This window comes from Hydrogenophaga sp. A37 (assembly GCF_002001205.1).
Classification (GTDB): domain Bacteria; phylum Pseudomonadota; class Gammaproteobacteria; order Burkholderiales; family Burkholderiaceae_C; genus Hydrogenophaga.
In genome coordinates this window covers 25,135-51,329 of record NZ_MUNZ01000124.1, presented here as the reverse complement: position 1 = coordinate 51,329, position 26,195 = coordinate 25,135, and the positions used below count along the sequence as shown (strand labels likewise).

General features: G+C 70.3%; 24 protein-coding genes and 1 riboswitch. All 24 genes read right to left on the bottom strand.

The features are described 5' to 3' along the window. Nucleotide 1: 1 nt before the first annotated feature. The 24 genes from B0E41_RS16815 to B0E41_RS16700 all read right to left on the bottom strand — a co-directional run bounded on the left by B0E41_RS16815 (nucleotide 2) and on the right by B0E41_RS16700 (nucleotide 25,838). Nucleotides 2–1,540, bottom strand: coding sequence for a cobyric acid synthase (locus B0E41_RS16815; protein ID WP_077332389.1), 1,539 nt, complete (start codon nucleotides 1,538–1,540; stop codon nucleotides 2–4). Continuing rightward, complete coding sequence (locus tag B0E41_RS16810; RefSeq protein WP_077332387.1) at nucleotides 1,537–2,514, bottom strand: aminotransferase class I/II-fold pyridoxal phosphate-dependent enzyme; 978 nt, start codon at nucleotides 2,512–2,514, stop codon at nucleotides 1,537–1,539. The genes B0E41_RS16815 and B0E41_RS16810 overlap by 4 nt, the downstream gene beginning before the upstream one ends. Nucleotides 2,515–2,576: 62 nt before the next feature. Continuing rightward, a complete protein-coding gene (gene cbiB, locus B0E41_RS16805) occupies nucleotides 2,577–3,518 on the bottom strand; it encodes an adenosylcobinamide-phosphate synthase CbiB (RefSeq protein ID WP_253194944.1) in 942 nt (313 codons plus the stop codon). A 41-nt stretch (nucleotides 3,519–3,559) separates the two neighbouring features. Next, nucleotides 3,560–4,831 (bottom strand): 8-amino-7-oxononanoate synthase, encoded by a 1,272-nt coding sequence (locus tag B0E41_RS16800; protein ID WP_077332383.1) that lies wholly within the window; start codon nucleotides 4,829–4,831, stop codon nucleotides 3,560–3,562. A gap of 4 nt (nucleotides 4,832–4,835) precedes the next feature. Beyond that, nucleotides 4,836–5,516: a dethiobiotin synthase gene (bioD, locus tag B0E41_RS16795; protein ID WP_077332381.1), complete on the bottom strand. Its 681-nt coding sequence runs from the start codon at nucleotides 5,514–5,516 to the stop codon at nucleotides 4,836–4,838. Continuing rightward, the gene (locus tag B0E41_RS16790; RefSeq protein ID WP_143433870.1) at nucleotides 5,506–6,876 is read right to left on the bottom strand and encodes an adenosylmethionine--8-amino-7-oxononanoate transaminase; all 1,371 of its coding nucleotides are present in this window, start codon (nucleotides 6,874–6,876) and stop codon (nucleotides 5,506–5,508) included. The genes bioD and B0E41_RS16790 overlap by 11 nt, the downstream gene beginning before the upstream one ends. A gap of 8 nt (nucleotides 6,877–6,884) precedes the next feature. Then, nucleotides 6,885–7,301 (bottom strand): aspartate 1-decarboxylase, encoded by a 417-nt coding sequence (gene panD, locus B0E41_RS16785; protein WP_077332377.1) that lies wholly within the window; start codon nucleotides 7,299–7,301, stop codon nucleotides 6,885–6,887. Nucleotides 7,302–7,350: 49 nt separating this feature from the next. Next, nucleotides 7,351–8,388, bottom strand: a complete 1,038-nt coding sequence (gene bioB / locus B0E41_RS16780) for a biotin synthase BioB (RefSeq protein ID WP_253194942.1) — start codon at nucleotides 8,386–8,388, stop codon at nucleotides 7,351–7,353. Between the two features lie 33 nt (nucleotides 8,389–8,421). Further along, entirely contained in the window at nucleotides 8,422–9,111 is a 690-nt protein-coding gene (bluB, locus tag B0E41_RS16775; RefSeq protein ID WP_077332375.1) for a 5,6-dimethylbenzimidazole synthase, read from the bottom strand. A gap of 18 nt (nucleotides 9,112–9,129) precedes the next feature. Then, on the bottom strand, nucleotides 9,130–9,522 hold the full coding sequence (locus B0E41_RS16770) for a DUF1636 domain-containing protein (RefSeq protein ID WP_077332373.1): 393 nt from the start codon (nucleotides 9,520–9,522) through the stop codon (nucleotides 9,130–9,132). A 15-nt stretch (nucleotides 9,523–9,537) separates the two neighbouring features. After that, the gene (locus B0E41_RS16765; protein WP_253194940.1) at nucleotides 9,538–10,218 is read right to left on the bottom strand and encodes a VWA domain-containing protein; all 681 of its coding nucleotides are present in this window, start codon (nucleotides 10,216–10,218) and stop codon (nucleotides 9,538–9,540) included. Between the two features lie 8 nt (nucleotides 10,219–10,226). Beyond that, entirely contained in the window at nucleotides 10,227–11,276 is a 1,050-nt protein-coding gene (locus B0E41_RS16760) for an AAA family ATPase (RefSeq protein WP_077332369.1), read from the bottom strand. Beyond that, entirely contained in the window at nucleotides 11,273–15,073 is a 3,801-nt protein-coding gene (gene cobN, locus B0E41_RS16755; protein ID WP_077332367.1) for a cobaltochelatase subunit CobN, read from the bottom strand. The genes B0E41_RS16760 and cobN overlap by 4 nt, the downstream gene beginning before the upstream one ends. Nucleotides 15,074–15,077: 4 nt before the next feature. Beyond that, on the bottom strand, nucleotides 15,078–16,142 hold the full coding sequence (gene cobW, locus B0E41_RS16750) for a cobalamin biosynthesis protein CobW (protein WP_077332365.1): 1,065 nt from the start codon (nucleotides 16,140–16,142) through the stop codon (nucleotides 15,078–15,080). Between the two features lie 55 nt (nucleotides 16,143–16,197). Continuing rightward, entirely contained in the window at nucleotides 16,198–17,034 is an 837-nt protein-coding gene (locus B0E41_RS16745) for a helical backbone metal receptor (RefSeq protein ID WP_077332363.1), read from the bottom strand. 143 nt (nucleotides 17,035–17,177) lie between these two features. Then, nucleotides 17,178–17,747, bottom strand: coding sequence for a cob(I)yrinic acid a,c-diamide adenosyltransferase (gene cobO, locus B0E41_RS16740; RefSeq protein ID WP_077332361.1), 570 nt, complete (start codon nucleotides 17,745–17,747; stop codon nucleotides 17,178–17,180). Nucleotides 17,748–17,762: 15 nt separating this feature from the next. Further along, the gene (locus B0E41_RS16735) at nucleotides 17,763–18,440 is read right to left on the bottom strand and encodes an energy-coupling factor ABC transporter permease (RefSeq protein WP_077332359.1); all 678 of its coding nucleotides are present in this window, start codon (nucleotides 18,438–18,440) and stop codon (nucleotides 17,763–17,765) included. Nucleotides 18,441–18,498: 58 nt separating this feature from the next. Then, nucleotides 18,499–19,269: an ABC transporter ATP-binding protein gene (locus tag B0E41_RS16730; protein ID WP_077332415.1), complete on the bottom strand. Its 771-nt coding sequence runs from the start codon at nucleotides 19,267–19,269 to the stop codon at nucleotides 18,499–18,501. Nucleotides 19,270–19,277: 8 nt separating this feature from the next. After that, the gene (locus tag B0E41_RS16725; protein ID WP_077332357.1) at nucleotides 19,278–20,357 is read right to left on the bottom strand and encodes an iron ABC transporter permease; all 1,080 of its coding nucleotides are present in this window, start codon (nucleotides 20,355–20,357) and stop codon (nucleotides 19,278–19,280) included. After that, the gene (locus B0E41_RS16720) at nucleotides 20,354–21,250 is read right to left on the bottom strand and encodes a helical backbone metal receptor (protein ID WP_077332413.1); all 897 of its coding nucleotides are present in this window, start codon (nucleotides 21,248–21,250) and stop codon (nucleotides 20,354–20,356) included. The genes B0E41_RS16725 and B0E41_RS16720 overlap by 4 nt, the downstream gene beginning before the upstream one ends. Before the next feature lie 5 nt (nucleotides 21,251–21,255). Beyond that, a complete protein-coding gene (locus B0E41_RS16715; protein WP_077332355.1) occupies nucleotides 21,256–21,831 on the bottom strand; it encodes a bifunctional adenosylcobinamide kinase/adenosylcobinamide-phosphate guanylyltransferase in 576 nt (191 codons plus the stop codon). Next, nucleotides 21,824–22,645 (bottom strand): cobalamin-binding protein, encoded by an 822-nt coding sequence (locus B0E41_RS16710; protein WP_253194938.1) that lies wholly within the window; start codon nucleotides 22,643–22,645, stop codon nucleotides 21,824–21,826. The genes B0E41_RS16715 and B0E41_RS16710 overlap by 8 nt, the downstream gene beginning before the upstream one ends. Then, nucleotides 22,642–23,997 carry a cobyrinate a,c-diamide synthase gene (locus tag B0E41_RS16705; protein ID WP_077332353.1) on the bottom strand — a complete coding sequence of 452 codons (1,356 nt, stop codon included), beginning with the start codon at nucleotides 23,995–23,997 and terminating at the stop codon, nucleotides 22,642–22,644. The genes B0E41_RS16710 and B0E41_RS16705 overlap by 4 nt, the downstream gene beginning before the upstream one ends. A gap of 8 nt (nucleotides 23,998–24,005) precedes the next feature. Beyond that, complete coding sequence (locus tag B0E41_RS16700; RefSeq protein ID WP_077332351.1) at nucleotides 24,006–25,838, bottom strand: TonB-dependent receptor; 1,833 nt, start codon at nucleotides 25,836–25,838, stop codon at nucleotides 24,006–24,008. A 77-nt stretch (nucleotides 25,839–25,915) separates the two neighbouring features. Then, nucleotides 25,916–26,172, bottom strand: a riboswitch (cobalamin riboswitch). Nucleotides 26,173–26,195: the final 23 nt, after the last annotated feature.

Below are 26,195 nucleotides of genomic sequence, written 5' to 3'. Positions count from 1 at the left end.
GTCAGGGTTGGATGAGTTGGTTGAGCACGCCGGGTTCGACGTGCTGTTCGATGAAATCAGCCAGGCCGTCGAACACGCTGTCGAGCGTGGGCGCGCTGGCGCCGAACAGCGCGTGCAACACGCGCGGGTCTTCGAACAGGCCGTGCAGGTAGACGCCGAGCACATTGCCGGCGGCGTTTTGCCAGCCCAGGCCGTCGGGCAACACAGCGCGCGCCACGTCGCCCTTGGCGGCCATGGCCGGGTGCTGGGCGGTTTGCCCGTGGTGGATCTCGTAGCCGGCGGCTTTCACCGAAGAGAGCGCCGCCCAGAGGCCCGCCAGCGCGGTGAAACGCGTCTGCGTGTGGCGCACGGTTTTCTGCGGATCGAACGCGGTCACCAGCGGCAGCAGGCCCAGGCCGGGCGCGTTGCCGTCGATGCCGTGCGTGTCGATCAACGCCTCGCCCAGCATCTGCAGGCCGCCGCAGATGCCAAGCACCGCACCACCCGACGCCGCGTGTTCGGCCACGGCGCGGTCCAGTCCCTGCGCGCGCAGCCAGGCGAGATCGGCCACGGTGGCCTTGGAGCCCGGCAGCACGATCCAGTCCGCGCCCGCGCAATCGGCCGGGCTGCGCGCCCAGACCAGGCGCACACCGGGCACGTTCTTCAGCGGCTGGAACTCGTCGAGGTTGCTGATGCGTGGGTAGGCGATGACGGCGATGGTGATCGACGCGGGTCTTGTCGCGGTTTCGCCGCCGGGCCGCCCCAAGGCGAAACGAGCCCCCTTGGGGGGCAGCGAGGACACGCCAGTGCCGAGCGTGGGGGTCATGTCAAACACCCCGTCTTCCTCCGGCAGGCCGTGTTGCCACCACATCGGCAGCGTCGCCACGGTGGGCACGCCGGTCAGGTCCTGCAGCATCTGCGGGCCGGGCGCGAGCAGCGCCGCGTCGCCGCGGAACTTGTTGAGCACAAAGCCGCGGATCAACGCCTGTTCGTCGGCCGGCAGCAGCGCCCAGGTGCCGTAGAGGTGGGCGAAGGCGCCACCGCGGTCGATGTCGGTCACGAGCAGGCAGCGCGCCTGCGCATGGCGGGCGATGCGCATGTTGACGATGTCGCTGGCGTGCAGGTTGATTTCGGCCGGCGAACCCGCGCCTTCGATGACGACCACGTCGTTCTCGGCGCGCAGCGCGTCCAGCGCGGCCGTGATCGCCGGCCAGACCTTCTCGCTGCGGCCGCGCCAGGGCATGGTCGAGAGTTCTTCACTCACCTGCCCCATCAGCACCACCTGGCTGCGCGTGTCGGCCTCGGGTTTGAGCAGCAGCGGGTTCATGCGCACCTCGGGTTCGGTGTTCGCGGCGAGCGCCTGGAAATACTGCGCACTGCCGATCTCGCCGAGGGCACCACCGGGACCTGCTACCACCCGAGCGTTGTTGCTCATGTTCTGCGCCTTGAACGGCGCGACCTTGAGGCCCTGGCGCGCGTAGTGGCGGCACAGGGCCGTGGTCAGCCAGCTTTTGCCGGCGCCGCTGGTGGTGCCGAGCACCATCACACACAGGGCGGTCATGAATGGATCTCCGTGTTGGTTTGCAGCGCCTCGGCCAGCGCCGCCTGCGCCTGAGGGGACAACACGCCCAGGCGCCAGTGACCGGGCAGACCGAGCGAGGTGGTGTCGCGCAATTTGATGCCTTGGGCGCGCAGGGCTTCGACGTCCAGCGCGTGCGGCGCGCGGGCACAGAGGTAGTTCGCCTCGCTGGGCAGGCACTGCCAGCCCGCGTCTTGCAGCATCGCCCGCTGAGCGGTCTTCCACTCGGCCAGCTGCAAGCGGCTTTGCACCAGCCAGCGCTGCGTGTCAGCCTGCACCCAAGCCGTGAGCATCGCGACCGCGTGGGCACCGAGGGGCCACGATGGCGCCATCTGTTCCAGCGAGCGGGCCAGGGCCAGGCCCTGCAGCGGCGCGATGGCGTAGGCACCGCGCACCCCCGTCAGACCCAGCGCCTTGTTGGGCGACCAGAGTTGCCACACGGAGTCGAGTGCGTCGGCGCCCAGGCTGCAGTCGCCGCTCAGGCGCAGCGGTTCGTAGGCGCGGTCGAGCACCACCACACCGCCCTGCCCAGCCACCGCCTGCGCCAGGGGTTCGGCCGTGCCCAGCGGGCTGGACGGTTCGCAGAGCCACAGCAGATCGGCCTTTGCCGGATCGTCCACACGTTGAAGGCCCCAGGCCTTTGCCGCGTGTGCGTAATCGCCATAGGCCAGCGCAGGCCACCAGACGCTTTGCCCGCCCACGCGCACCACGGCTGCCGTGGTGCGCGCGATGAACTCGCTCGCACTGCCCGCGACCACGATGCGCTCGGCCGCGACACCGTGAAAAGCGGCGAGCGCACCGCGCAGGCCGGTGTAGGCGGGGTCGGGGTAGCGCTGCGGATCGGCCCGTTGCACAGCGGCCAGCGCCGTGGGGCACGGCCCGACGGCGTTGGCGTTGGTCGAAAAGTCCCAGCGGGGCACGCCCAGGGCATCGGGTCCGCCGTGTTCATGGCTCATTGACATACCTCCGCTCGTCGAGCTGCGGTTCGAGCTCGCTTGGGAACGGCCCAGCGCGGCGCTCATGCAAACGCCCTCCCCATCTCGTACAACGCCACTGCGCCGGCCAGCAAGGCCAATGCGCCCACCACCCGGCCTGCCAGCTGCAGGGCGCGCGCGGTGTCAGCCGCCTGCGGGCTGCGCCCGGCCGGGTGCAAGGTGTACACGCCGGGTTTGGCCAAGCTCACATTCAGCGCCAGCGCCATGGCGGCCATGGGCCAGCCGCTGTTGGGCGAAGGTGTGCGGCCCGCCTGCGCCGGCAACTGCCGCAACGTGTGCGCCGCGCCGAGCAGACCCAGCAGCGCCGCCGTGATGCGCGCGGGCAGCCACGACATCACGTCGTCAGCCCGCGCGGCCCACTTGCCCGCCCAGGTCCAATCGCGGCCCTGGCGCTCGCCCCGGTAGCCCCACATCGCATCGGCCGTGTTGGCGAAGCGGTAGAGAGCGGCGCCCGGCAGGCCGGCCACGGCGAACCAGAACAGCGGCGCGACCACGGAGTCGTTGAGGTTCTCGGCCAGGGTTTCGATGGCGCTTTCGTGCACCTCACGCTCGCTCAGCGCCGTCACGTCGCGGCTGACCAGCCAGGCCAGTCGCGCGCGGCCCGCATCCAGCGATTCGCCCAACGCTGTTTCCACCGCACGCACCTCGTCGCGCAGCATGCGCCAGGCCAACAGCGGCTTGAGCAGCAGGCCCAACACCAGCACCTGCAGCCACAGCGGCCCGCCGCTCACAACCCAGACCGCCGCAAGCGCAACCGACACCACCAGCAGCGCCCCGGCGACCCAGGCCAGCGCGCCGCGCACGAACGGCCCGGCCGCTCCAGCAGACGATTCGCCCACAGCGGGCGCGATGCGCCGACCCAGCGCCTCCAGGTAGTGACCCATCCACACCACCGGGTGCCAGCGGGGCGGTGGCTCGCCCCAGCGGACATCGACGAGCAGAGCCACGCAGACAGCGAGGGCCATCGCGGCTCCATCAGGCAGCGTTGCCAGCTCGACCATGGGGCTCAGGCCTCCAGCGCGGCTGCGGCCGCGCGGTGCTGGCCCGGCCCATCGGCGCGGCCCGCGCCCAGGCCGGCGGCTGCGGCCCGCAGCGCGTCCACGAGCGCGGCCACGTCTTCGCTCTGGTGTGCGGCCGACAGTGCGATGCGCAACCGCGCGGTACCCACCGGCACGGTGGGCGGGCGGATCGCGGGCACCCAGATGCCCTGCTCGCGCAGCGCGGCCATCACCGCCAATGCGGCCCCGTTGTCGCCGATCACCAGCGGCTGGATCGCGGTGCTTGACGCCATCAGGGTCCAGCCGGCGGCATCCACCGCGGCATCGGCCCCGGGCGCGAGGCCTTCGCGCAGTTGCGCGATCAAAGCGTTCAGGTGCTGTCGGCGGCGCTCGCCCTCAGCGCCCAGCGCGCAGCGCAGACCGGCGCGCACGGCCTCGGCCAGCAGGGCCGGCGCGGCGGTGGCGTAGGTGTAGCTGCGGGTTTTCTGCAGCAGCCACTCGACCAGCCGCTCGGGCCCGGCCACGAAGGCGCCCGCCACGCCCAGGGCCTTGCCCAGCGTGGCCATGTAGAGCACACGCGGCGAGGCGCCCGCGCCGGTCAGGCCGGCGGCGGCCAGCGCGCCCCGCCCCTGCGGACCCAGCACGCCGAAGCCGTGTGCGTCGTCGAGCAGCAGCAAGGCATCGTGCCGCTCGCAGAGCGCATGCAGGCCGGCGATGTCGGCCACGTCGCCGTCCATGCTGAACACCGCGTCGCTGATCACCAGCTTGCGGCGCGCCGGGCTGGCGGCCAACAAGGCGTCGAGCCGGGCCAGGTCGCCGTGGGAGAAGCGGTGCACCGTGGCTTTGGAGAGGCGCGCGCCGTCGATCAGGCAGGCGTGGTTCAGCGCGTCGGAGAACAGCGCATCACCCTCGCCAACCAATGCCGGCACGGTGCTGGCGTTGGTGGCGTAGCCAGCGTAGAAATACAGCGCGCGCGGCAGGCCCACGGCCTCGGCCAGCTCGCGCTCCAGCGCGGCGTTGGCCACGCTGTGGCCGCTGACCATGGGCGAGGCGCCTGAGCCTACGCCGTAGCGGTCCACCGCGGCGTGCACCGCCTGGCGCAGCAACGGGTCTTGCGCCAGGCCCAGGTAGTCGTTGCTGCAAAAGGCCAGCAGGGACTCGCCGTCCACGTTGAGCCGGGCACCCGGCTCGGGCGTGACCGCGCGGCGCACACGGCGCAGCGACTGCGCGTCCAGCGCGGCCAGGCGCTCGTCAAATTCGTTCAGCCAGCTCATGGCCATCCTTTCATCGCCATGTTTCAGGCAGATCCAGCACGATCTGGCGTGCATCGGGGGTTTGGGGGTGCCAGGGCAGCACGCCCATCAGTGGCGCGGCCAGGCGCTGGCGCAGTGTTTCGATGTTTTCGTCGCGGCAGGCCATGGCCGGGTCCACGGTGTTGGCCACCCAGCCGGCCAGCGGCAGGCCGTCGGCGCGGATGGCTTCGGCCGTCAGCAGCGCGTGGTTCAGGCAACCCAGGCGCAGGCCCACCACGAGCACCACCGGCCGGGCCAGCGCCACCGCCAGGTCGGCCAGGGTTTCGCTGTCGTTCAGCGGCACGCGCCAGCCGCCCGAGCCCTCGACCAGCACCACGTCGGCCAGGCTCAGCAGCCCGCGGTGCGCCGCCACCAGCTCGGCCACGCCCACGCGCCGACCCGCGCGCGCGGCCGCCAGGTGGGGCGACAGCGGCTCGGGCAGCGCCACCGGGTTGTCCAGCGCGGGCGGCACGGCCACGGTGGACGCGGCGCGCAAGGCCAGCACGTCTTCCGCCACCCACGCGCCGTTCTGTTGCACCAGGCCGGCCGCCACCGGCTTCATGCCAACCACGCGGGCGTGGTGACGCGCCAGCGTGTGCAGCAGCGCGGCGCTCACCAGGGTCTTGCCCACGCCGGTGTCGGTGCCGGTGACGAAGCAGCCGTCAAACGCCATCGGGCACTCCGCTCACCGTCGCCGGGCTGGTTTCTTCGGCCAGCGTGGATTCCAGCGCGGCCAGCGCGCCGCGGGCCAGCAACTCGCCCTCGGCCTCGTCGATCACATAGGGCGGCATGGCGTAGAGCGTGTGGCCAATGGGGCGCAGCAGCAGCCCCTGGGCCAGCGCGTGGCGGGCGTAGCGGCGGCCGAAGTCGGGCAGGCTGCTCGCCACGTCCCACGCGAAGACCATGCCCTTGCGCCGCGCGTGGCGTACGCGGGGGTGGTTGGAAATCGGCGCGAACTGCGCGGCCAGCCGTTCGCTGGTGCCCAGGTTCAGGCGCAGCGCGTCGGTCTGCTCGAACAGGTCCAGCGTGGCCAGCGCCGCGCGGCAGGCCAGCGGGTTGCCGGTGTAGCTGTGCGAATGCAGGAACCCGCGCGCCACCTCGTCGTCGTAGAAGGCGGCGTACACCGCGTCTGTGGTGAGCACCACCGACAGCGGCAGCGTGCCGCCAGTCAGGCCCTTGGAGAGGCAGAGAAAGTCGGGGCGGATGCCCGCCTGCTCGTGCGCGAACAGGGTGCCGGTTCGGCCGAAGCCGACCGCGATCTCGTCGAGCACCAGGTGCACCTGGTGCTGGTCGCAGAGCTCGCGCGCAAGCTTCAGGTAGAGCGGATCGTGCATGGCCATGCCGGCGGCGCACTGGATCAGCGGCTCGATGATCACGGCGGCCGTCTCGTGCGCGTGCTCGGCCAGCCAGTCGCCCAGGGCGGCGGCGGCCCGCTCGGCCACGTGGGCAGGCGACTCACCCGGCGCCGCGCCGCGGGCGTCGGGGCTGGGCACGGTGGCGGCCAGGCGCACCAGCGGCGCATAGGCTTCGCGGAACAGCGCAATGTCGGTCACGGCCAGCGCGCCCACGGTCTCGCCGTGGTAACCCCCGGCCACGCCGACGAACCGGCTCTTCTCGGCCCGGCCCGCGTTGCGCCAGTGGTGGGCGCTCATCTTCAGCGCGATCTCGGTGGCGCTGGCGCCGTCGCTGCCGTAAAAGGCGTGGCCCAGGCCGGTGAGCGCGGCCAGGCGCTCGGAGAGTTCAACCACCGGCCCATGGGTGAAGCCAGCCAGCATCACGTGGTCCAGCGTGTGCAGCTGGTCGATGAGCGCGGCGCGGATCGCCGGGTGGTTGTGGCCGAACAGGTTGACCCACCAGGAGCTGATGGCGTCCAGATAGCGCCGGCCTTCGTGGTCGTGCAGCCACACGCCCTCGGCCCGCGCCACCGGGATCAGCGGCAAGGCCGCGCCGTCGGGCGCATGCAGCTTCATCTGCGTGCAGGGGTGCCAGACGGCGGCCAGGCTGCGCTGGCGCCAGGCGGCGTTGGCCGACACGGGCTGCGTCAAAGCTCGGCGCCCAGGGGCAGGATGACCGGGTCGCCGGCCTGGGGACCGGCGGGTTCGCTGCGGGTCTCGACGATGCGGTTGGCGGCGTCGGGAAACACCAGCTTGGGGATCACCTCGTCGAGCTTGTCTTCGTGCACCATGCCGAAGGCCGCGATGATCACCAGGTCGCCCACGCTGGCGCGCCGGGCGGCCGAGCCGTTGAGCGAAATGATGCCGCTGCCGCGCGGCGACTTGATGGCGTAGGTGATAAACCGTTCGCCGTTGTTGATGTTCCAGATGTGCACCTGTTCGTTGGGGCGGATGTTGCTCGCCTCCAGCAGGTCCTCGTCGATGCCGCAGGAGCCTTCGTAGTGCAGCTCGCAGTGGGTGACGGTGGCGCGGTGGATTTTGGATTTCAGCAGGGTGCGGAACATGAGGGATCTCCTTGAACTCAGGGGGTCTCGGCCATCGACAAGGCCAAAGTCAGGCGTGCGCGCGTGTGGTGTGCATGCCCACGCGGGTCAGCAGGTCCTGGTCGGCCTCCACGTCGGGGTTGCCGGTCACCAGCAGCTTGTCGCCATAGAAGATGGAGTTGGCACCGGCCAGGAAGCACAGCACCTGGGTCGATTCGCCCATCTGCCGGCGCCCGGCCGACAGGCGCACCTTGGCCTTGGGCATGGTGATGCGGGCCACGGCCACCGTGCGCACGAACTCCAGCGGGTCGAGGTCGGGCTCGTCGGCCAGCGGCGTGCCCGGCACCTTCACCAGGTGGTTGATCGGCACCGACTCGGGGTACGGCGCCAGGTTGGCCAGCTGCGCGATCAGGCCGGCGCGCCCGGCGCGGGATTCGCCCATGCCCACGATGCCGCCGCTGCACACATGGATGCCCGCCCCGCGCACGTGGCCCAGGGTGTCCAGCCGGTCCTGGTAGTCGCGCGTGGTGATGATGTCGCCGTACAGCTCGGGTGCGGTGTCCAGGTTGTGGTTGTAGTAGTCCAGGCCCGCGCCCTTGAGGCGTTGCGCCTGGTCGCCCGTGAGCATGCCCAGGGTGCAGCAAGCCTCCAGGCCCTCGTCCTTGATCACGCGCACCAGCTCCTCGACCTTCTCCAGGTCGCGGTCGTTGGGCGCCCGCCAGGCCGCGCCCATGCAGAAGCGCGAGGCACCGGCCGCCTTGGCGCCGAGCACGGCTTCGCGCACTTCCTCGGGCGTCATCATCTTGGTGGCGGGCACACCGGTCTCGTGGTGCACCGACTGGGGGCAGTAGCCGCAGTCTTCGGGGCAGCCGCCGGTCTTGATGGACAGCAGCGTGGCCAGCTCCATGTGGGTCGGGTCGTGGTGCTCGCGGTGCACGGTCTGGGCGCGGTGCATCAGTTCGGGAAACGGCAGGTCCAGCAGGGCCTGCACCTCGGCCACTGGCCAGGCCTGCTGGCGGGCCTCGACAGATGGCGTTGCGGCTTTGCGCGGGGCGTGGAAATGCAGGGTCTGCTCGGTGGAAGGCAGCAGGGTGGTGTTGGTCGTCATCGTGGTCTCCTCAAAGTTCAAGCAGCGGTGGGGTCACCCCGTCACCGATTCGCGGGTGCCCAAGGGCTGGCCCCAGGCGTTTTCAAACAGCATATTGTCCAATGCGCAGCGCTGGGCCCAGCGCTGCTGCTGGAGCATCGGCTCCTCATAGAAATGCTGCACCGGGCCGATGCACAAAACGGCCACGGGCTCGGCACTGTCGGGCATGCCCAGCAGCGCCGCCACCGCCACCGGATCGAACATCGATACCCAGCCCATGCCCAGGCCCTCGGCGCGGGCGGCCAGCCACAGGTTCTGGATCGCGCAGGCGGTCGAGGCGAGGTCCATCTGCGGCAGGGTCCGGCGGCCAAACACATGCCTTTCACGGTCCTCTGCGAGCGCCACCACCCAGACCTCGGCAGCGTCCATCAAGCCTTCGACCTTCAGGCGCAGAAATGCCTCCGAGCGCTCGCCCAGAGCCTGGGCGGTTTCCATGCGCTCCTGCTCCACAAGCCCGTGCAGCTCGGCCCGCAGTGCGCGCGAAGCCACGCGAACGAAGCGCCATGGCTGCATGAACCCCACGCTGGGCGCGTGGTGCGCGGCGGTGAGCAGTCGGCGCATCCGCTCGGGCGCGACCGTACCCCCCGCGAAGTGCCGCATGTCGCGGCGCTCGAAGATGGCTCGATACACGGCATCGCGCTCGGCCGGAGAAAAAGCCTGATCGGAGGTGGTCGCCTGGGTCACGTCATGCCACCTGGATCGTCATGGGGCTTCTCCACCGGTGATCACGGTGGGCGGCAGGCGGCACAAGATGCCGTTGCGCAACAACGGTGGGCGCGCATCGCGGGCGAGGTTGCCATCGGGCGCCCGGTGGTGCATCACGGCGCAGTCGAGCAACTGCTGGGCAACTCCTTCTGCGGGTGCGAGGTCGCCAAACTGGTAGCTGTGCTTGCCCGGTGCCTGGAAGGCCACGGTGCAGGCGCGCGAGCAGCCGGCGGTGCAGGCCACGCCACGCACGCGCACGGCCGCCCATTCGGGCTGATCGCCAAAGGCCTGTTCGGCCTGAACGGCGTGGAACAGGATCTCGCCGGCCGCCTGCTGGTCGCGCGGTGTCTCAGCGGTTCGGCAGGTGGTGCAGATGATGAGTTCGGTCATGTGGGCAATGGGTTCTCAATCAAGGGTGGTCAGGGGACGGCGCCATTCGGCACCCCAGTGCCGGGCCCAGTCGCGGCAGCGGCCCAGCGGGCGCATCGGGTCGTCGAAATCGACGATCACCACATGGTCAGCGGCCGGCGGCGCCGCGGGTCGCTCCAGGCTGCGGCCATCGGTGAGCAGCCACAGCGTGCGCGGTGCCGCTCCGTGCCGACGGCGGAACGCCTGCAGCTCGTTCTGCGCCTGACGCAGCGCTTCGGCCAGTGGCGTGCCGCCTCCGCCCCCCAGGCGGCCGATGCGGCCGATGGCCGCACGCCGCGCGGGGGCCGCGTTCTGGAGCCACTGCACACCCTGCCCGCCAAACAGCAGCAGAGCCGCATGAGTGCCCGCGCGGGCGGCATCGTCCACCAGGCTGGCCGCAAATGCCTTGGCCTGGGCCAGGCGCGCAGCGCTGCGCATGGAACCGGAATTGTCCAGTGCAATCAGGTGCAGGGCCCCCACCTCGGCCGGCGGCCGCACGCGTTGCAGGTGCTCAGGCCGCAAGCGCTCAGGCCCCTTGCGCACCAGGGTGCGTGGCCAGTGGATGCGCGCGGCGTCTTCAGCTTGCACCGGACGCTCGGCTGAAGCCAGGCGTGGCGCCAGCGCGGCTGTGTGGGCGGGCCACCGCCGCAGGCCGGGCACCACGGGCGCCCGCCCCACGGGGTGGCTCAGGCTTTTTTTGCGACAAGCCCTCCCGTGGGCCGCAGCGCGGCCATGCCTTCGGCTTGCGGTGGCAGCGCACCCCAGTCGCCGTTTGTGGCGTGGTCAGTGGCCGGCGCCTGCGTGGGGCCTGACGCCTGTGGCGCGGTGGATGCCCGGAACGCCGGTGGGGGTGGTGCGGTCTGCTGGCGGCGGTGGACCAGGGCCAGCTCGGCCACGGTGTCCACATCGGCCACGCTCACGGTCGACTGGCCTTGCCAGGCGGCGTGGGCCCGCGCCGCCTTGAGCAGCACCAGATCGCCGCGCACGCCATCCGCACCGGCCGCCAGGGCCAGGCCGGTGGCGTGGGCCAGCACGGCGTCGGGCCAGTCCAGCTGCGCCAGGGCCAACCGGGCAGCAGCCAGGCGGTTGACCAGCGCAGCCTGCGCTGCGGCCTGCTGCCGATGCACGGCCTGCGGGTTCTGGTCAAACGCCAGACGGGCGCGCACGATGGCCTGGCGCAGCTCGGGGGTGGCCGGGTTGTCCAGTGCCACGCAGAGGCCGAAGCGGTCGAGCAGTTGCGCACGCAGCTCGCCCTCTTCCGGGTTCATGGTGCCCACGAGCACAAAGCGCGCCGCGTGCTGGTGCGAAATGCCGTCGCGCTCGACGGTGTTGACGCCGCTGGCGGCCACGTCCAGGAGCGCGTCCACCAGCGCGTCGGGCAGCAGGTTGACCTCGTCCACATACAGCACGCCGCCATCGGCGCGGGCCACCATGCCCGGCGCCAGGCGCACCTGCCCGTCGCGCAGCGCGCCTTCCAGGTTGAGCGTGCCCACCAGTTGCTCCACGCTGGCGGCCAGCGGCAGGCTGACGAAGGGTGCGCCCGGCAACAGCGCCGCCAGGGCCCTCGCCGCGGTCGATTTGGCGGTGCCGCGCGGGCCGCTGATCAGCACGCCGCCAATGGCCGGGTCCACCGCAGCGAGCAGCAAGGCCAGGCGCAGTTCGGGATGACCCACCAGGGCGGAGAAGGGGAAGCCTGGGTCGGGTGCCCGTTCGGTGTGGAGGGGGTTTTGCGTCATGTCAGAGGTCCTTCACCCTGGGTTTCAAGCCGGTGTTCCAGCTCAAGCAGGGTCTGTTCGATGCGTTCGCGGTGCTCGCCCGGCTCGGCCCACAGGCCGCGCTGCATCGCCTCGAGCAGGCGTTCGCCGATCCTGCGCAAGGCCAGCGGGTTGTGTTGCTGCAGGAAATCGCGGGTGGCGTCGTCGTGCACATAAGCGTCGGCCACCAGCGCGTACTGGTGGTCGCCGACCACGCCGGTGGTGGCGTCGAAGGCGAACAGGTAGTCCACCGTGGCGGCCATCTCGAACGCGCCCTTGTAGCCGTGGCGCTTCACGCCATCGATCCACTTCGGGTTGACGGCGCGCGCGCGCACCACGCGCGCCACCTCTTCACCCAGGGTGCGCACGCGCGGCGCGCCGGGCGTGCTGAAGTCGCCGTGGTACAGCGCGGCGGGCGCACCGGCCAGGTGCTGCACGGCCGAGGCCATGCCGCCCTGGAACTGGTAGTAGTCGTCGGAGTCGAGGATGTCGTGCTCGCGGTTGTCCTGGTTGTGCAGCACCGCGTCCACCAGCGCCAGCCGCTGCTCGAAGGCCGCGCGCGCGGCGCTGCCATGGCCGTCTTGCCCGTAGGCGAAAGCGCCGGCGCGCAGGTAGGCCTGGGCGAGGTCGGCCTGTTCGTTCCAGCGGCCGCTGGCGATCAGCTCTTGCAGGCCCGCGCCGTAGCCGCCCGGGCGCGGACCGAACACGCGCCAGGTGGCGCTGCGCTGCGCATCTTCGGCCGCCGCGCCGGCCGCCACCGCGGCAGCGGCCTCGCGCCGCACACGGGCGCGAATCGGGTTCACGTCGTCCGGCTCGTCGTCTTCCGGAATCGCAGCGACGGCGCGCACCGCGGTGTCGAACAGGTCGATCACGTTCGGAAACGCATCGCGGAAGAAGCCCGAAACGCGCAGGGTCACGTCGATGCGCGGCCGGTTCCTGATGGCCATGGGCAGCACCTCGATGTCCACCACCCGGTGGCTGCCCGGTGCCCACTTGGGCCGCACACCCAGCAGCGCGAAGGCCTGACCGATGTCTTCGCCGCCGGTGCGCATGGTGCTGGTGCCCCAGACCGAGAGGCCGATGGCGCGGGGGAAGTTGCCGTGGTCCTGCAGGTGGCGCTCGATCACGCGCTCGGCCGCCAGCGCACCCATGGCGTAGGCGGTGGGCGTGGGCACGGCGCGCGTGTCCACCGAATAGAAATTTCGCCCGGTGGGCAGCACGTCGGGCCGGCCGCGCGAGGGCGCGCCGCTCGGGCCGGCGGGCACGAAGCGGCCCGAGAGCCCGCGCATCAACTGCTCGATCTCGTTCGGGCCGCAGGCGTCCAGGCGCGGCGCCAGCGTCTGGCGCATGCGCTGGATCACGGGCGCGGTGTGTGGCCAGGCTTGCGCGTCGAGCGTCGTGTCTTCGCTGCCCAGGTGCTCCGTGACGAACGCGATGGCCAGCAGCTCCAGCCGCTCGCGCGTGTGGCCCGCGTGGCGCCAGGGTTCGTCGCTGAGAACCTGCAAGGCCTCGGGGCGCGGGCCGCTCCAGGCGTCCGCCCACTCGGGGTTAAGCGGGTCGAAGCCCTCCAGGCCCAGGTCGTGTGCCAGTGCCACGAGCAGGCTGCCCTGCCCCGCCGCCTGGCCACCGGGGAAGCGGGCGAGCGCGACCAGCGTGTCGGTGCGCTGGCGGCCCTGCGGCGAGCGGCCGAAGATGTGCAGGCCGTCGCGGATCTGCGATTCCTTGATCTCGCACAGGTAGGCATCGAGCCGCGCCAGCAACTGCTCGCGCTGTGCCTCGTCGGCCGGCGCCAGGAAGCCGAGCTCCTGGTGCAGTTGGTGTTTGAGCACCTGCTGCAGGATGCTTTCGCGCAGCAGCTTCGCGCGGCGCGGGTCGAGCGACAGCGCCTCGTAGTACTCGTCCATCTGCCGCTCCAGCTCCTGCAGCGGCCCGTAGGTCTCGGCGCGGGTCAGCGGGGGCATCAGGTGGTCGATGATCACCGCCTGCGTGCGGCGCTTGGCCTGGCTGCCTTCGCCCGGGTCGTTCACGATGAAGGGGTAGAGGTGCGGCAGCGGACCCAGGATGGCATCGGGCCAGCAGGCCGCACCCAGCGCCACGCTCTTGCCGGGCAGCCATTCGAGGTTGCCGTGTTTGCCCACGTGCACCACCGCGTCCACCACGAAGGCGCGGCGCAGCCAGAAATAGAAGGCGAGGTAGCCGTGGGTGGGCACGAGGTCGGCGTCGTGGTAACTCGCCACCAAGTCCAGATCGCGGCCGCGCGCGGGTTGTATGCCCACGAACACCTGGCCCAGGCGCTGGCCCGGCACCATGAAGCGGCCGCTGCGTTGCATCGGGTCGTGTTCGGGCGGCCCCCACAGCGCGTTCACCGCTTGCTGGCTGTCGGGCGGCAAGCGGTGAAAGTCGGCCAGGTAATCGGCCATCGCCAGGCTCTGGCCTGCGGGTCGATGGTGGTTGCTGTCGAGGTTGTTGGTGACGCCCCGCACCAGTTGCGCCATCAGCGCGTCGCCGTTGTCGGGCAGCTCGCCGGTGCCGTAACCCGCGTCGCGCAAGGCCTGCAGCACCAGCACGGTGGAGGCGGGCGTGTCCAGCCCCACACCGTTGGCCAGGCGCGCGTCGTCGTTGGGGTAGTTGGCCAGGATGAGGGCGATGCGTTTGCTGGCGTTCGGCTTCTCACGCAACACGCACCAGCGGCGCGCCAGCTCGGCCACGAAGGCAATGCGCTCGGGCTCGGGCTGGTAGCGCACCACGTCCACCTCGGTGCGCTCGCAGCGCCAGGCCAGGCCCTTGAAACTGATGGCGCGCGTGCCGATGCGGCCGTCCACCTCGGGCAGCACCACCTGCATGGCGAGGTCGCGCGGCGCCAGGCCGTGCGGGTCGGCCTGCCACTGCTCCAGCGAACAACCGGCGGTGATGAGCTGCAGCACCGGCGCATCGCCGGCCAGCGGTTCGTTCGCAGGGGCTTCGTCGCCGCCATCGAGCGAGGCGATGGCAAAGCTGGTGGCGTTGAGCACCACGCCCACGCCGTGATCGGCGGCCATGGTCTGCAGCATGGCCAGGCTGGCCGGGTTCTTCAACGAGTCCACCGCCACGGCCAGCGCGTTGAGGCCGGCGTCCGTCAGCGCAGCCAGCATGGCGTCGAACACGGCCGTGTTGCCCGCCTGCAGGTGCGCCCGGTAGAACACCAGCAGCGCCACGGGCGCGCCCGCGCGCCAGGGCGCAGCGGCCTGCGGCGCGTAGGGCATCACCGGCGGCAGGGGTTTTGGTGGCGATGGCGGCTGACCGAGCCCGAAGGCGGCGTGGCCGATCAGCGAGAAGAAGGCCAGCGCGTTGTCGCGCCCACCTTCGCGCAGGCAGCGCCAGAGCCGGTCGCAGTCTTCGGGCGGCGCGGTGCTGCGCATGAGCAGTTGCGGGTCTTGCACGTTGTCGCCGGAAAACAGCGCCAGCCACTGGCCGTGCTTCGCGGCAAGCGACGTGGCCTGCTCCACCACATAGGCCCAGTCATTGGGGGCGCCCAGGTGGTCGATCACCACCACGCCGGCGTGGCGCAGCACGTCGTCCACGTACATGTCGGTGGACGCGGGCTGGCGCAGCCACATCAGGTTGGCCAGTCGCACTTTGGGAAAGCTGTCGCCCAGGCTGGCGGCCGCGTCGGCCAGCAGCGAGAGCGTGGTGTCGGCCGCGCTCAGCACCACGATGTCGCCCGGCGTCTGCGCCACGCGCACCACGCCCTGCCCGCCGTCTTCGACGTGGCCTCCGGGGCGCGTGCTGAGCAGGTGCATGGCTTCAGGCGGTGGCGGTGTCAGCGAGCAGCGCGGCTTGAAGCTCGTTTTGCAGGGCGGTGCCGTCGAGGTGGTCGCCGATCAGCACCAGGCGCGTGGTGCGCAGGTCGTCGGCGCGCCAGGGGCGGTCGAAGTGGCTGTCAAAGCGCTGGCCCACGCCCTGCACCACCAGGCGCATGGCCGCACCGGGCAGGGCCACAAAGCCCTTCACGCGGTAGATCTCGTGGCGCTGCACCAGCGCGGTCAGCGCGTCCAGCAGGCGCTGGCGGTCTGCCACGTCCAGCGTGATCGACACCGAATCGAACGCGTCGTGGTCGTGGTCTTCTTCCTCGTCGTGGTGGGTCTTGCGGCCGTCGATCGCGTCTTCCACCGCACGCTCCAGACCCAGCAGCACACCCAGGTCCAGCCGGCCGTGTTGCGCGTGCACCAGCTTCACGCCAGCGGGCGTTTCCTTGCGGATGATGGCCTCCACCTCCGCCAGCGCGGCCGCGTCCAGACCGTCGGTCTTGTTGATGACCACCAGATCGGCCGTGGCCAACTGGTCTTCAAACAGCTCGGCCAGCGGCGAATCGTGGTCCAGGTTGTCGTCGGCACGGCGTTGCGCGTCCACCGCCACCGGGTTGTCGGCGAAGGTGCCGGCGGCCACGGCGGGCGCGTCCACCACGGTGATCACCGCGTCCACCGTGAAGGTGTTGCGCAGGCTGGGCCACTGGAAGGCCTGCACCAGCGGCTTGGGCAGGGCCAGGCCAGACGTCTCTATGACGAGGTGGTCGATCTGGTCGCGCCGCGCGGCCAGCAGCTCCATCACCGGGGCAAACTCTTCCTGCACCGTGCAGCACAGGCAGCCGTTGGCCAGCTCGAACAGCTGGCCGTTGTCGGCGCCGCTCTCGTCGCAGCCGATGCCGCAAGCGCGCAGCAGTTCACCGTCGATACCGAGCTCACCGAACTCGTTGACGATGACGGCGATGCGCTTGCCCTGCGCGTTCAAGAGCAGGTGGCGCAGCAGCGTGGTCTTGCCCGCACCGAGGAAACCGGTGATGACGGTGGCGGGGATTTTCTGGAGGTTCATGTCGGACCTTGGCAGTAAGGGAACAGGGTTGATAGAAGGGCCAGAAGGGAGGCCCTCAATGGGGGATCGCCGGCAGGGCCTTGAGGCAGTCCACCAGCATCCGGGCCGCCTCGCCCACGCGGGGGCCGGGGCGCGACAGCAGGTCCATGCGCGCGTCGTCGAGCAGGCAGATGCGGCCCTGGCGGACCGCGGGGATCTCGCTCCAGCCTGGCCGGTCGGCCATGCCCTGGGCGCTGCTTTGCGGCGCGATGATCAGCTCGGGCGCACGGCGCACCACCATCTCGGGGTTCACTTTGGGAAACAGCCCCATGTCGGCCGGCACGATGTTGACCAGGCCCAGCGCGGCCACCGTCTCGCCGATGAAGCTGCCGGCACTGGCGGCAGACGAAATGCCCCCGACCTCGACATAGACGCTGCGCCCACGCAGGGCCGGCGGCATGCGGCGGGCGGCGGCCTGGAGCTCGTCTTCGATGCGGCGCACCAGCTCGGCCGCCCTGGCCGGCTCGCCCAGCACCCGCCCTAGGGCCAGCAGCGTGTGCTTGAGGTCCGCATGGGTGCGGGCATCGAACTTCTGCACCGGAATGCCCAGGGACTGCAGCCGCTCCTCGGCCCGGCTGCGCGGACCGAGCAGCACCAGGTCGGGACGCAGCAGCACGATGTTCTCGATCTGCGCGTCCGCCAGCCCGCCCACCTGAGGCAATCGGTGCACGCTCTCGGGCCAGCTCGAATGCCGGTCGGTGCCCACGAGCGCCGCGCAGCGGCCAAGCGCGCACACCGCCTCGGTCAGCGAAGGCGACAGGGTCACGATGCGCTGCTGGGCCAGGGCCGGCGGCATGACCAGCATGCCCATGGCCATCAGGGCGGCGGCCGGCGCTTGGGCGACAAAGGCCATGTCAGCTTTCCAAGGCGCCGGAGCGCCACCCGCGATGCATGAAACAACGCCACCCAGAGGCACCGCCGGGCCGGCTTTGCCGGACGGCCAGTGCCGCCCCACTTGAGGGGGGTGACGCGAAGCGGCGCGGGGGGTGTTTCATCCTAGTCCTCAATGCCGCGCTGCGCCGGAACGCCGGCATTGAAGTGGTGTTTGATGAGCGTCATCTCGGTCACCGTGTCGGCCAGCTCGATCAGCTCGGCCGGGGCATTGCGGCCGGTGAGCACCACGGTCACCGAGGACGGCCGCTCGCGCAGACAGGTCAAGACCGTCTCCAGCGTGATCCACCCGTAGCGCAAGGGGTACATGATCTCGTCGAGCACCACCATGAAGTGTTCGCCCGCACGGATCGCGGCCTCGGCCTTGGACCACCCGGCCTGCGCCAGCTCGGCCGAGTGGGCCAGGTCGCGGCTCTTCCAGCTGAAACCGTCGCCCAGCCCTTCGATGGGGATGCCCAGCTGTTCGAACAGCCGGTGCTCCCCGAAGCGGGCCGACGGCACCTTCATGAACTGGTAGATCTTGACCTTCTTGCCGCGGCCATGGGCCCGCACAGCCAGCCCGAAGGCCGCCGTGCTCTTGCCCTTGCCGTTGCCGGTGTGGACCATGACGAGGCCCCGCCGGTCGCCCTGGGCTTTGGGGGTATCGCGCAGCACCGGTGGTGTTTCGATGTCCATGGCGTTCGACTCCCGTTAGACAGGGTGGTGCAGGCGCTGGTGCACCACCACCGAACCCTTGAGCTGGTGCGCCAGCTTGGCCAGCGCGAGAATGCCCAGGTCGATCAGGGGTTCCAGCAGCACCACGCCCATGTAGGCCACACCGAAGCTGCCGATGCTGGCGAGGTTCTCCGAGCCGGTGCCCGCACCGTACAAGGCCCAGAAAGCCACCCACAACACGATGCCACCCTGGTAGGCCAGCGACAGCTTGAGCGCCTGGCTGTAACCGATGTCCACATAGGCCATATTGTCGGGAATGACACGGCGCGCCAGTGCAGAGGTGGCGAACAGTGGCACCAGCAGCGTGGTGACGTTCATGCCGTACTGAGGCAGGTCGAACGGAGCGAAGGACAGCCCCTGGAGCAAGAGCCCACCGGCCAGTCCGATGGCGGCCGGCGCCTGCCCGAAGATCAGCAGCAAGGTGGTGCCCAGAATCAGGTGCACCTCCGACACGCCGACCGGGTGGTGCGGAAACAACTCGAAGAAGCAGAACACCAGGGCAGAGGTGATCAGCGAGCGGAGCAACAACGCGGGGATGCCGTCTTTCCGGGCGGTGTCCAGCGCCAATTTGGCGGCATAGCCCAGGGCACCGGCGGCGGTGGCATGGCTCAGGACAATTTTGGTTCCATCAACCAGTCCGGGTTCGATGTGCATGGCGTTTCTCCTTGGGGCAAATGCGTTGTCGACAACGCGGGTTTAAGAACTCAAAAAATCAGCGCGGCAGCGCCACCCACTGACCGTGCAGGGCATGCACGGCAATGCGGTGGTCGAACACCGCCTCCAGCGCGCGGTGCGTGGCGGGCTCGGCACACAGGCCCTGGTGGGTCACTCGGCCTTGCGCCATCAACACCAGTTCGTCGGCGTGCAGGGCCATGGCGATCTCATGCAGCACGCTCACCACGGTCTTGCCCTCGTGCACCAGCGCCTGCACGAGATCGAGCCAGTCGGCCTGGTGTGGCGGGTCGAGGTTGGCCAGGGGTTCGTCCATCAGCAGCACCTGGGCCTCGACGGCCAACGCGCGGGCCAGCAGCACGCGCTGGCGCTCGCCGCCCGAGAGCTGGCCGAGCGAGCGGGCGCGCCAGTCCCAGGCCTGGGTGGCTTTGAGTGCGCGCTCCACCGCGGCGTGGTCGGCGGCGCTGGGCGGGCTGAGCCAGGCCTGGTGCGGCAGGCGCCCGAGCATGGCCACGTCCCACACGGTGAGGTCGTCGCCGCTGGATTCGTTCTGCCCCAGCCAGGCGAGCTGTTGCGCGCGGGCGCGATGGGGCCACACGGCCAGCGGCTTTCCCAGCAAAGCGACCTCACCGCTGCGCGGCAACAGCCCGGCGAGTGCCTTGAGCAACGTTGACTTGCCCGCGCCATTGGGGCCAACGATGCTGGTCCAGCGCGCGCGCGGCAGCGCCAGGGTGATGTTGTGCAATATCTCGGTGTCGCCCAGCCGCGCGCTCAGGTTGCGCGCTTCAACGGCGATGGCGTTGGCGTTCATGGGCACGTTCACAGCCCCGCCCCCCGCGACACGCGCGTGTTGCGTTGCATCAGCCACAGCAGATAACCGCCGCCCAACACGGCGGTGAGCACGCCCACCGGCAGCTCCTGCGGCGCGATCAGCCAGCGCGCCAGCGTGTCGGCCGCCATCAGCAGCGCGCCGCCCATGCAGCTGGCCAGCAGCATCAGCCGGGCGCTGGTGGTCTTGACCAGCGAGCGCACCAGGTGCGGCGCGGCCAGGCCGACAAAAGCGATCAACCCGGTCTGCGCCACGGCGGTACCGGTGGCCAGCGCCAGCACCGCCACCAGCGCCGCGCGCATGGGGCCGAGCGGCAGGCCCAGGCTGCGCGCCGTGGCGTCACCCAGGCTCAGGCCGTCGAGCACCCGCGCCAGCAGCCAGGCCGCCAGCGCGCACAGCGCCCACACGGCCACCATCAGCACGCAGGCCGTCCAGCCCACGAAGCTGGTGGAGCCGAGCATGAAGGCCTGCATGGCCTGCAGCGACTCGGGCGAGAACAGCAGCACCAGGTGCGTCATGGCGCTGAGCACCACGCCCACCACCACACCGGCCAGCAGCAGGCGCAGCGTGTGCTGCACGCCGCGCGAGAGCAGCAGCGTGAGCAGCACCGCCAGCACCGCGCCGCCGAAGGCCGCACCGGTGAGCCCCAGGCGCACCCAGGCGCTGCTGGAGAACACGCTCACCGCCACACCGCTGTTCATCATGCTGGCGCCCAACATGCCCGCGCCGCCGCCCATCGCGGCCAGCGCCAGCGCCACGCCGAGCGAGGCACCCGAGGCGCTGCCGAGCAGAAACGGATCGGCCAGCGGGTTGCGGAACAGGCCCTGCGCCACCGCGCCGGCCAGCCCCAGCAAGGCGCCTGCGCCCCAGGCACCCAGCGTGCGCGGCAGGCGGATCTCCCACACGATCTGCTGCGCCATCGCGGTGGCGGCCGGGTCGGCGTGCGGGTTCAGCAGCGGGCCGACCAGGTTCTCGAAGCCCGCGCTGCCCACGCAGACGCCGAGTGCGGCCAGCGCCGCGGCCGCCAGCAGCAGGGCGACGACCAACCATGACGCGCGGCGTGCGTTCAAGGGCGCGCTCCGGCTGGCGGCTTCGCGCCGGGCGCCTTCTCGGCCAGGCAGTGCGCCATCAGCCGGGCACCCTCGGCCATGCGCGGGCCGGGCCGCACCAGGGTGTCGGACTCTTCGGCCGGGAACACACACAGGTGCTGCGCGCGCATGGCGCGCATGGCCATCCAGCCCGGGCGCTGCAACATGCCGTCCACGCTGCGCTGGCCAACCATGATCAGGTCGGGGTCGGCGCGCACGATGTACTCGGGGTTGAGTTTGGGAAACGGCCCGAGCGACGCGGGCACGATGTTCTTGGCGCCCAGGCGCGTCAGCGTTTCGCCGATGAAGGAGCTTTCACCCGCGGCATACGGCCCGGGATTGACCTCGAAATACACCCGCGTGCCACGCACGCTGGCGGGCAGCGACTGCGCGGCTGCCATCACGGCTGCGTCGATGGCGCGCCAGATTTTCTGCGCGTCGGGCACCTCCAGCAGTTGCCCGATCTTGAGCATCACGCGTTGCACGTCGGCATGTGTCTTGGGCTCCAGCGCCACCACCTTGAGGCCCAGCGCACGCAGCCGGTCGCCCGCGCGCGAAGACGTGGCCATCAGCACCACGTCGGGCCGCAGCGCCACGATCTGTTCGATGTTCGGGTCCAGCCCGCCGCCCACCTTGGGCAAGGGTTTCACGCTCTCGGGCCAGTTGGTGTAACGGTCCACCCCCACCAGGCGCTGGCACTGACCGAGTTCGCACACCGTCTCGGCCAGCGAAGGCAGCAGGCTCACGATTCGCTGTGGTGAGCGCTCGAAGTTCACCACCACGCCGTGGTCGTCGGTGATCTGGAGTGCGGCGTGGGCCGGCAGGGACAGCAGCACCAGCCCAGCCAATGCCACAGCGGCCAGGATGTCACGCATCGGATTCATGGCTTGTCTTTCAAGGTCAGCGGCAGTCCCGCCGCCATCAGCGTGACGCGCTCGCACGCGGCAGCCACGCTTTGGTTGAGACGGCCCAGCGCGTCCACAAAGGCGCGCACCTCACGCCCCATGGGGATCACGCCCAGACCGATCTCGTTGCCCACCAGCACGACAGGGCCGGGGGCGGCGGCGATGGCCTCGCACAGCGCGTGACCCGCGGCTACAACGGCGGTCTCATCCAGGGCTAGCGCAGCGTCGGCCGGCATCATCAGGTTGGTCAGCCACAACGTCAGGCAATCGACCACCACCAGGGTCTTCGCGTCGCTGGCACGGTGCAGCGCCTCGGCCAGCGCCAGCGGTTCCTCCACCGTGACCATGCCCGGCACCCGCTCTGCGCGGTCCCGCTGGTGGCGCGCGATGCGTTCGCGCATCTCGCCGTCCCAGGCCTGGCCGGTGGCGATCAGCATGGCACGGTGATCGGGCGAACGCTCCAGCCACTGGCAAGCCAGCACTTCGGCGCGGCGCGACTTGCCGCTGCGCTGCCCGCCCAGGATGAATTCGCTGCAGGCCACCTCAACCATGAGCCACCATCCACTGCTTCACGATGCGGTGCATCTGCTCCACACCATCGGTCAGCGCTGCGGGGCCGGGCTGCAGGATGTCGGCCGACTTGATCTCGAACAGCTGGCCGTTCTTGACCGCAGGCACATCCTGCCAACCCGGACGCGCTGCCACCTTCTCGGGGCGGAACTTCTTGCCGCACCAGGAGCCGATCACGATATCGGGCGCGCGCGCCACGATCTCGGTGGGGTCGGCAATGATGCGGTGCTTGCCCAGCGACTGCACCGCCAGCTCGGGAAACACATCGTCGCCGCCCGCGATGCCCAACAACTCGGACACCCAGCGGATGCCGCTGATGTGCGGCTCATCCCACTCTTCAAAGAACACGCACGGGCGGCGCTTGCCCGCTGCCACCAGCGCGGCCACCTCGGCGCGGATCGCGGCGAGCCGCTGGCGCATGACGTCGATGCGCGCCAGGCCGTCCTCAGCGCAGCCCACCATCGCGGCCACCTGAAACAGCATGGAAAAAATCTCGTCCACGCTGCGCTGGTTGAACACCGTCACCTGCACACCGGCACGGATCAGCGCCGCCGCGATGTCGGCCTGCAGGTCCGAAAAACCGAACACGCAGTCGGGCTGCAGCGCGAGGATCTTGTCGATTTTCGCGTTCAGAAACGCGCTGACCTTGGGCTTCTCGTCGCGCGCGCGGCGCGGGCGCACCGTGTAGCCGCTGATGCCGACGATGCGGTGCTCCTGCCCCAGCAGGTAGAGCCACTCGGTGGTCTCTTCGGTCAGGCACACGATGCGCTGAGGCCCCAGGTGCTGTGTGCTCACAAAACCTCCTCAAGGAACAGCGAGGCGGCAGCCTCAGGGTTCGAAGCAAACCAGGCGTGGAAATAGCTGGCCCGCACCGGACCCTGCGCGTAGATGGCCTCGCCGCGCCCGCCCGCACGCTGCGCCTCGGTCCGGGACAGTGGGGCCAACGGCGAATCGGTGGTCGAGTAGTGAAACGTGTGCCCGCGCAACTCGCCCTGCGCCGTGTCCCAGCGCTGCGGCCCGAGCGCGGCCAGGCGCTTCTGCATGGTCACGCGGCCAGGCAGCAGGGCCCACATCGGGTGTTCGTCGCCATCGGCGGTGGCCAGGGTGTCAAACAGCGGCATCATGCCGCCGCACTCGGCCCAGACGGGCCGACCGGCCGCGACATGTTCGGCCAACGAGGCACGGCAGCGCGCGCCTTTCGTCAGCGTGGTCGCGTGCAACTCCGGGTAGCCGCCCGGCAGCCACACCGCATCGCACGCCGGCACCGACCCGTCGGCCAGCGGCGAGAAAAACACCAGCTCAGCGCCGAGTGCGCGCAGGCTGTCCAGGTTGGCCGGGTAGATGAAACAGAAGGCCGCATCGCGCGCCACCGCCACCGTGCGGCCCTTGAGCATCGGCACCACGGGGGCCTCGGCTGTCGCGTCAAACCGCACCGCCCAACGCTGCCAACCCGCGTGGTCGAGCTGCCCCAGCGGCGTCTGCGCCAGCGCGTCGGCCACGGCGTCCAGCCGCTCCATGGCGTCGGGCAGCTCGGACGCCACCGTCAAGCCGAGGTGCCGCTCGGGCAGCGTGAAGCCCGCGTCTCGCTGCAATGCCCCGAGCCAGCCGGCGTCGATGCCCACCGCATCACCGTCGGCCATCGCCGGTCGCAACGAGCGCTGCAGCATCTGCGCGTGCCCCTCGCTGGCGACCCGGTTGGCCAATACGCCCGCCCAGGGCAGGCCGTCCTGGTAGTGGCGCAGCCCGTGCGCCAGCGCGCCGAAGGTGCCCGCCATGGCCGACGCGTCGATCACCGCCAGCACCGGCAGCCCGAAGCGCCGCGCGAGGTCGGCCGTGCTGGGCTCACCGTCGAACAGCCCCATGACCCCTTCGATCAGGATCAGGTCGCTCGACGAAGCGGCCTCAAACAGGCGGGCGCGGATGTCGGCCTCGCCGTTCAGCCAGAGGTCGAGGTTGTGCACCGGGTGGCCGCTGGCGAGCGTGTGCCAGTGCGGGTCCAGAAAATCAGGACCACACTTGAACACCCGCACCCGGCGGCCTTGCCGCGTGTGCAGCCGCGCGAGCGCCGCCGTCACGGTGGTCTTGCCCTGGCCCGACGCCGGGGCCGCGATCAGCAGCGCGGGGCAGACAGCAACGGCGTGGTCCATGGCGGCACTCAGCGTGGCGACCAGTTCAGGCCGACATACAAAGTGCGGCCGGCGGTGGCGTAGCCCAGCACCGACTCGTAGGCCTTGTCGGTCAGGTTGTCGACACGGACCTGCAGCTTCCAGTCGGGCGTGAGCGCGGTGCTGGCCGTCAGGTTCAGCAGGCTGTGGGCCGGCAGGAGCTGCAAGTTGGCGGCGTCGTTGAAGCGAGAGCCAACATGCTGCAACTCGCCACCGAGTGTCCAGCTGGCGAGCGGGGTGTCGGCGGTCAGCGTGGCCTGGGTCTGGGCGCGACGCGCGAGGCGCAGGCCGGTCTCCTGGTCTTTGGGACGCATCAGATCGAGCGAAGCACCCAGGTTGACCGTGCCCACACGGGTGCCGCCGCTGAGCGTGATGCCGCTGTAGCGCGCCCGGCCCGTGTTGCCGTAACAACCCGCGAATTCACCCATGCCGTTGGCACAGGTTCCAGGCCCCTCCACGTAATCAATCAGATTTTTCACATCGTTGCGGTACAGCGCAAACCCGGCCCGATCATGACCCGCCTGGTAGCGCAAGCCAGCTTCGAAGTTGCGGGCCGTTTCTGCCCTCAGCTCGGGCGTGCCGTAAAAGCTGAAGCGCTGAAACAGGGTGGGCACGCGGAACGCGGTGCCGGCCGACACGGTCGCGCGCCATGCGGGCGTGAACGCAAACGCGTAGGCGGCGCCGCCGGTGGACTGGCCACCGAACTCGCTGTCATCGTCGTGGCGGGCATTGAGCTGAAGCGTGTGCGCACCCTGGCGCAGCGTGTAACCCAGCGCGAGCGCGTTCTGGTCGCGGTCGGTCTGTTCGGGGGTGGTACTGGCGTTCATGAGACGGTCTTCGCGGCGCTCCAGATCGGCGCTCAGGGTGGCCGTGCCCATGCGCCACTCGTTGCGCAAGAGGTAGGTGTCGATGCGCGTGTTGGTGAGGTATGGCGACGGCGTGGTTTGATAGCGGTCGATGCCGCGGGTCACACCCGCCCGGGTTTTCCAAGTGTCGTTCCAGGCCGCAGACCAGGTGAGCCCCAGGGTGCGCAGGTCTTGCTGGCTCTGGTCGTCCTGGCCGGGGCGGAAGCCGTCGTATGCCGAGGTTTGCTCACTGTCGAGAAGCGTGGCTTCCAACTCATGACCGGGTGCGAACTTCCAGCCCAGCCGGCCAGAGACGGACTGGCTCCGGTAGCCGTCGCGGTCCGGGTTGCCGGTGGGCTTGGCATTGAAGCCGTCGCTGCGTTCGCCCGACAGACCCAGCGCGTAGTTCACCGCGCCCTCGCCGCCCCGCAGCGACACGCTCATGTCGCGTGTGTTGTACGTGCCCACGCCCAGATGCACCGAGGGAAAGAAACCCGCTTCGCCCTGGCGGGTGAAGATCTGGACCACACCGGCCAGAGCGTCCGACCCGTAGATCGCGGCCGCAGGACCGCGCAGCACCTCGATGCGCTCGACCTGCGCCAAGGGGATCGCGTTCCAGCTGGCGCCGCCGGTGGACTGCGAATCCACGCGGACCCCGTCCACGAACACAGCGGTGAAGCGCGTCTCGGCACCGCGCAGGTACACGCTGGTGGTCGAAGCGGGGCCGCCATTGCGGGTCACGGTGATGCCTGGCACACGCGACAACACGTCGGCCAGACCGTTGGCGCCGCTGCGCTCGATCTCCTCCCGGTCCACGATGGACACATCGGCCACCACATCGGTCACGGGAATCTGGGAGCGGGTCGCCGTGACCACGGTTTCGGGCAGGGTTTGGGGCGTCTGGGCCAGGGCGGGAAAAGCAGCGGCGCAGGCCAAGGGAAGAACGGCCAGACGCACGGAAAAAGCACGGGTTTTCATGAAAGATCACAAGCTGATGTGCCCTCGCCGTCTTCCCCGACAGCGCATGGGCGTCAAGACGGCGCATCCCACGAAGGACGCACCGCCACCTTGTTGGCCGGTATCCGGGCTGACAGAACAACCTTCATCGCCTTCCCAGTGAACCGGTCTGAGCCGGTTCGCCAGTGGCTGCGGGATGAAAGCGGAGACACCTGAAATGGCTTCAGTGGTCCCGTCTGCTTACCGTTGCGGGGGCAGCGCAGGTTAGGTCTGTTCGTGTGAACTTTCCCTCCTGCTTCCCGTTGAACTGCGGCATGTGAACCACACCGCGAGCACCAACGAGCGGGATTGTAAGCCCGGCCTTCTTGCGGGAACCCT

Coding starts and splice junctions, on each gene's coding strand:
- B0E41_RS16735 (WP_077332359.1), bottom strand. CDS start 18,440: ATGCACATCGAACCCGGACTGGTTGATGGAACCAAAATTGTCCTGAGC.
- B0E41_RS16730 (WP_077332415.1), bottom strand. CDS start 19,269: ATGAACGCCAACGCCATCGCCGTTGAAGCGCGCAACCTGAGCGCGCGG.
- cobN (WP_077332367.1), bottom strand. CDS start 15,073: ATGCACCTGCTCAGCACGCGCCCCGGAGGCCACGTCGAAGACGGCGGG.
- bioD (WP_077332381.1), bottom strand. CDS start 5,516: ATGGCGTTTGACGGCTGCTTCGTCACCGGCACCGACACCGGCGTGGGC.
- panD (WP_077332377.1), bottom strand. CDS start 7,301: ATGTTCCGCACCCTGCTGAAATCCAAAATCCACCGCGCCACCGTCACC.
- B0E41_RS16760 (WP_077332369.1), bottom strand. CDS start 11,276: ATGACGCAAAACCCCCTCCACACCGAACGGGCACCCGACCCAGGCTTC.
- cobO (WP_077332361.1), bottom strand. CDS start 17,747: ATGGACATCGAAACACCACCGGTGCTGCGCGATACCCCCAAAGCCCAG.
- bioB (WP_253194942.1), bottom strand. CDS start 8,388: ATGACGACCAACACCACCCTGCTGCCTTCCACCGAGCAGACCCTGCAT.
- B0E41_RS16720 (WP_077332413.1), bottom strand. CDS start 21,250: ATGCGTGACATCCTGGCCGCTGTGGCATTGGCTGGGCTGGTGCTGCTG.
- B0E41_RS16700 (WP_077332351.1), bottom strand. CDS start 25,838: ATGAAAACCCGTGCTTTTTCCGTGCGTCTGGCCGTTCTTCCCTTGGCC.
- B0E41_RS16800 (WP_077332383.1), bottom strand. CDS start 4,831: ATGGCCATGAGCTGGCTGAACGAATTTGACGAGCGCCTGGCCGCGCTG.
- cbiB (WP_253194944.1), bottom strand. CDS start 3,518: ATGGCCCTCGCTGTCTGCGTGGCTCTGCTCGTCGATGTCCGCTGGGGC.
- B0E41_RS16715 (WP_077332355.1), bottom strand. CDS start 21,831: ATGGTTGAGGTGGCCTGCAGCGAATTCATCCTGGGCGGGCAGCGCAGC.
- B0E41_RS16770 (WP_077332373.1), bottom strand. CDS start 9,522: ATGACCGAACTCATCATCTGCACCACCTGCCGAACCGCTGAGACACCG.
- B0E41_RS16815 (WP_077332389.1), bottom strand. CDS start 1,540: ATGACCGCCCTGTGTGTGATGGTGCTCGGCACCACCAGCGGCGCCGGC.
- cobW (WP_077332365.1), bottom strand. CDS start 16,142: ATGAACCTCCAGAAAATCCCCGCCACCGTCATCACCGGTTTCCTCGGT.
- B0E41_RS16705 (WP_077332353.1), bottom strand. CDS start 23,997: ATGGACCACGCCGTTGCTGTCTGCCCCGCGCTGCTGATCGCGGCCCCG.
- B0E41_RS16810 (WP_077332387.1), bottom strand. CDS start 2,514: ATGAGCCATGAACACGGCGGACCCGATGCCCTGGGCGTGCCCCGCTGG.
- B0E41_RS16745 (WP_077332363.1), bottom strand. CDS start 17,034: ATGGCCTTTGTCGCCCAAGCGCCGGCCGCCGCCCTGATGGCCATGGGC.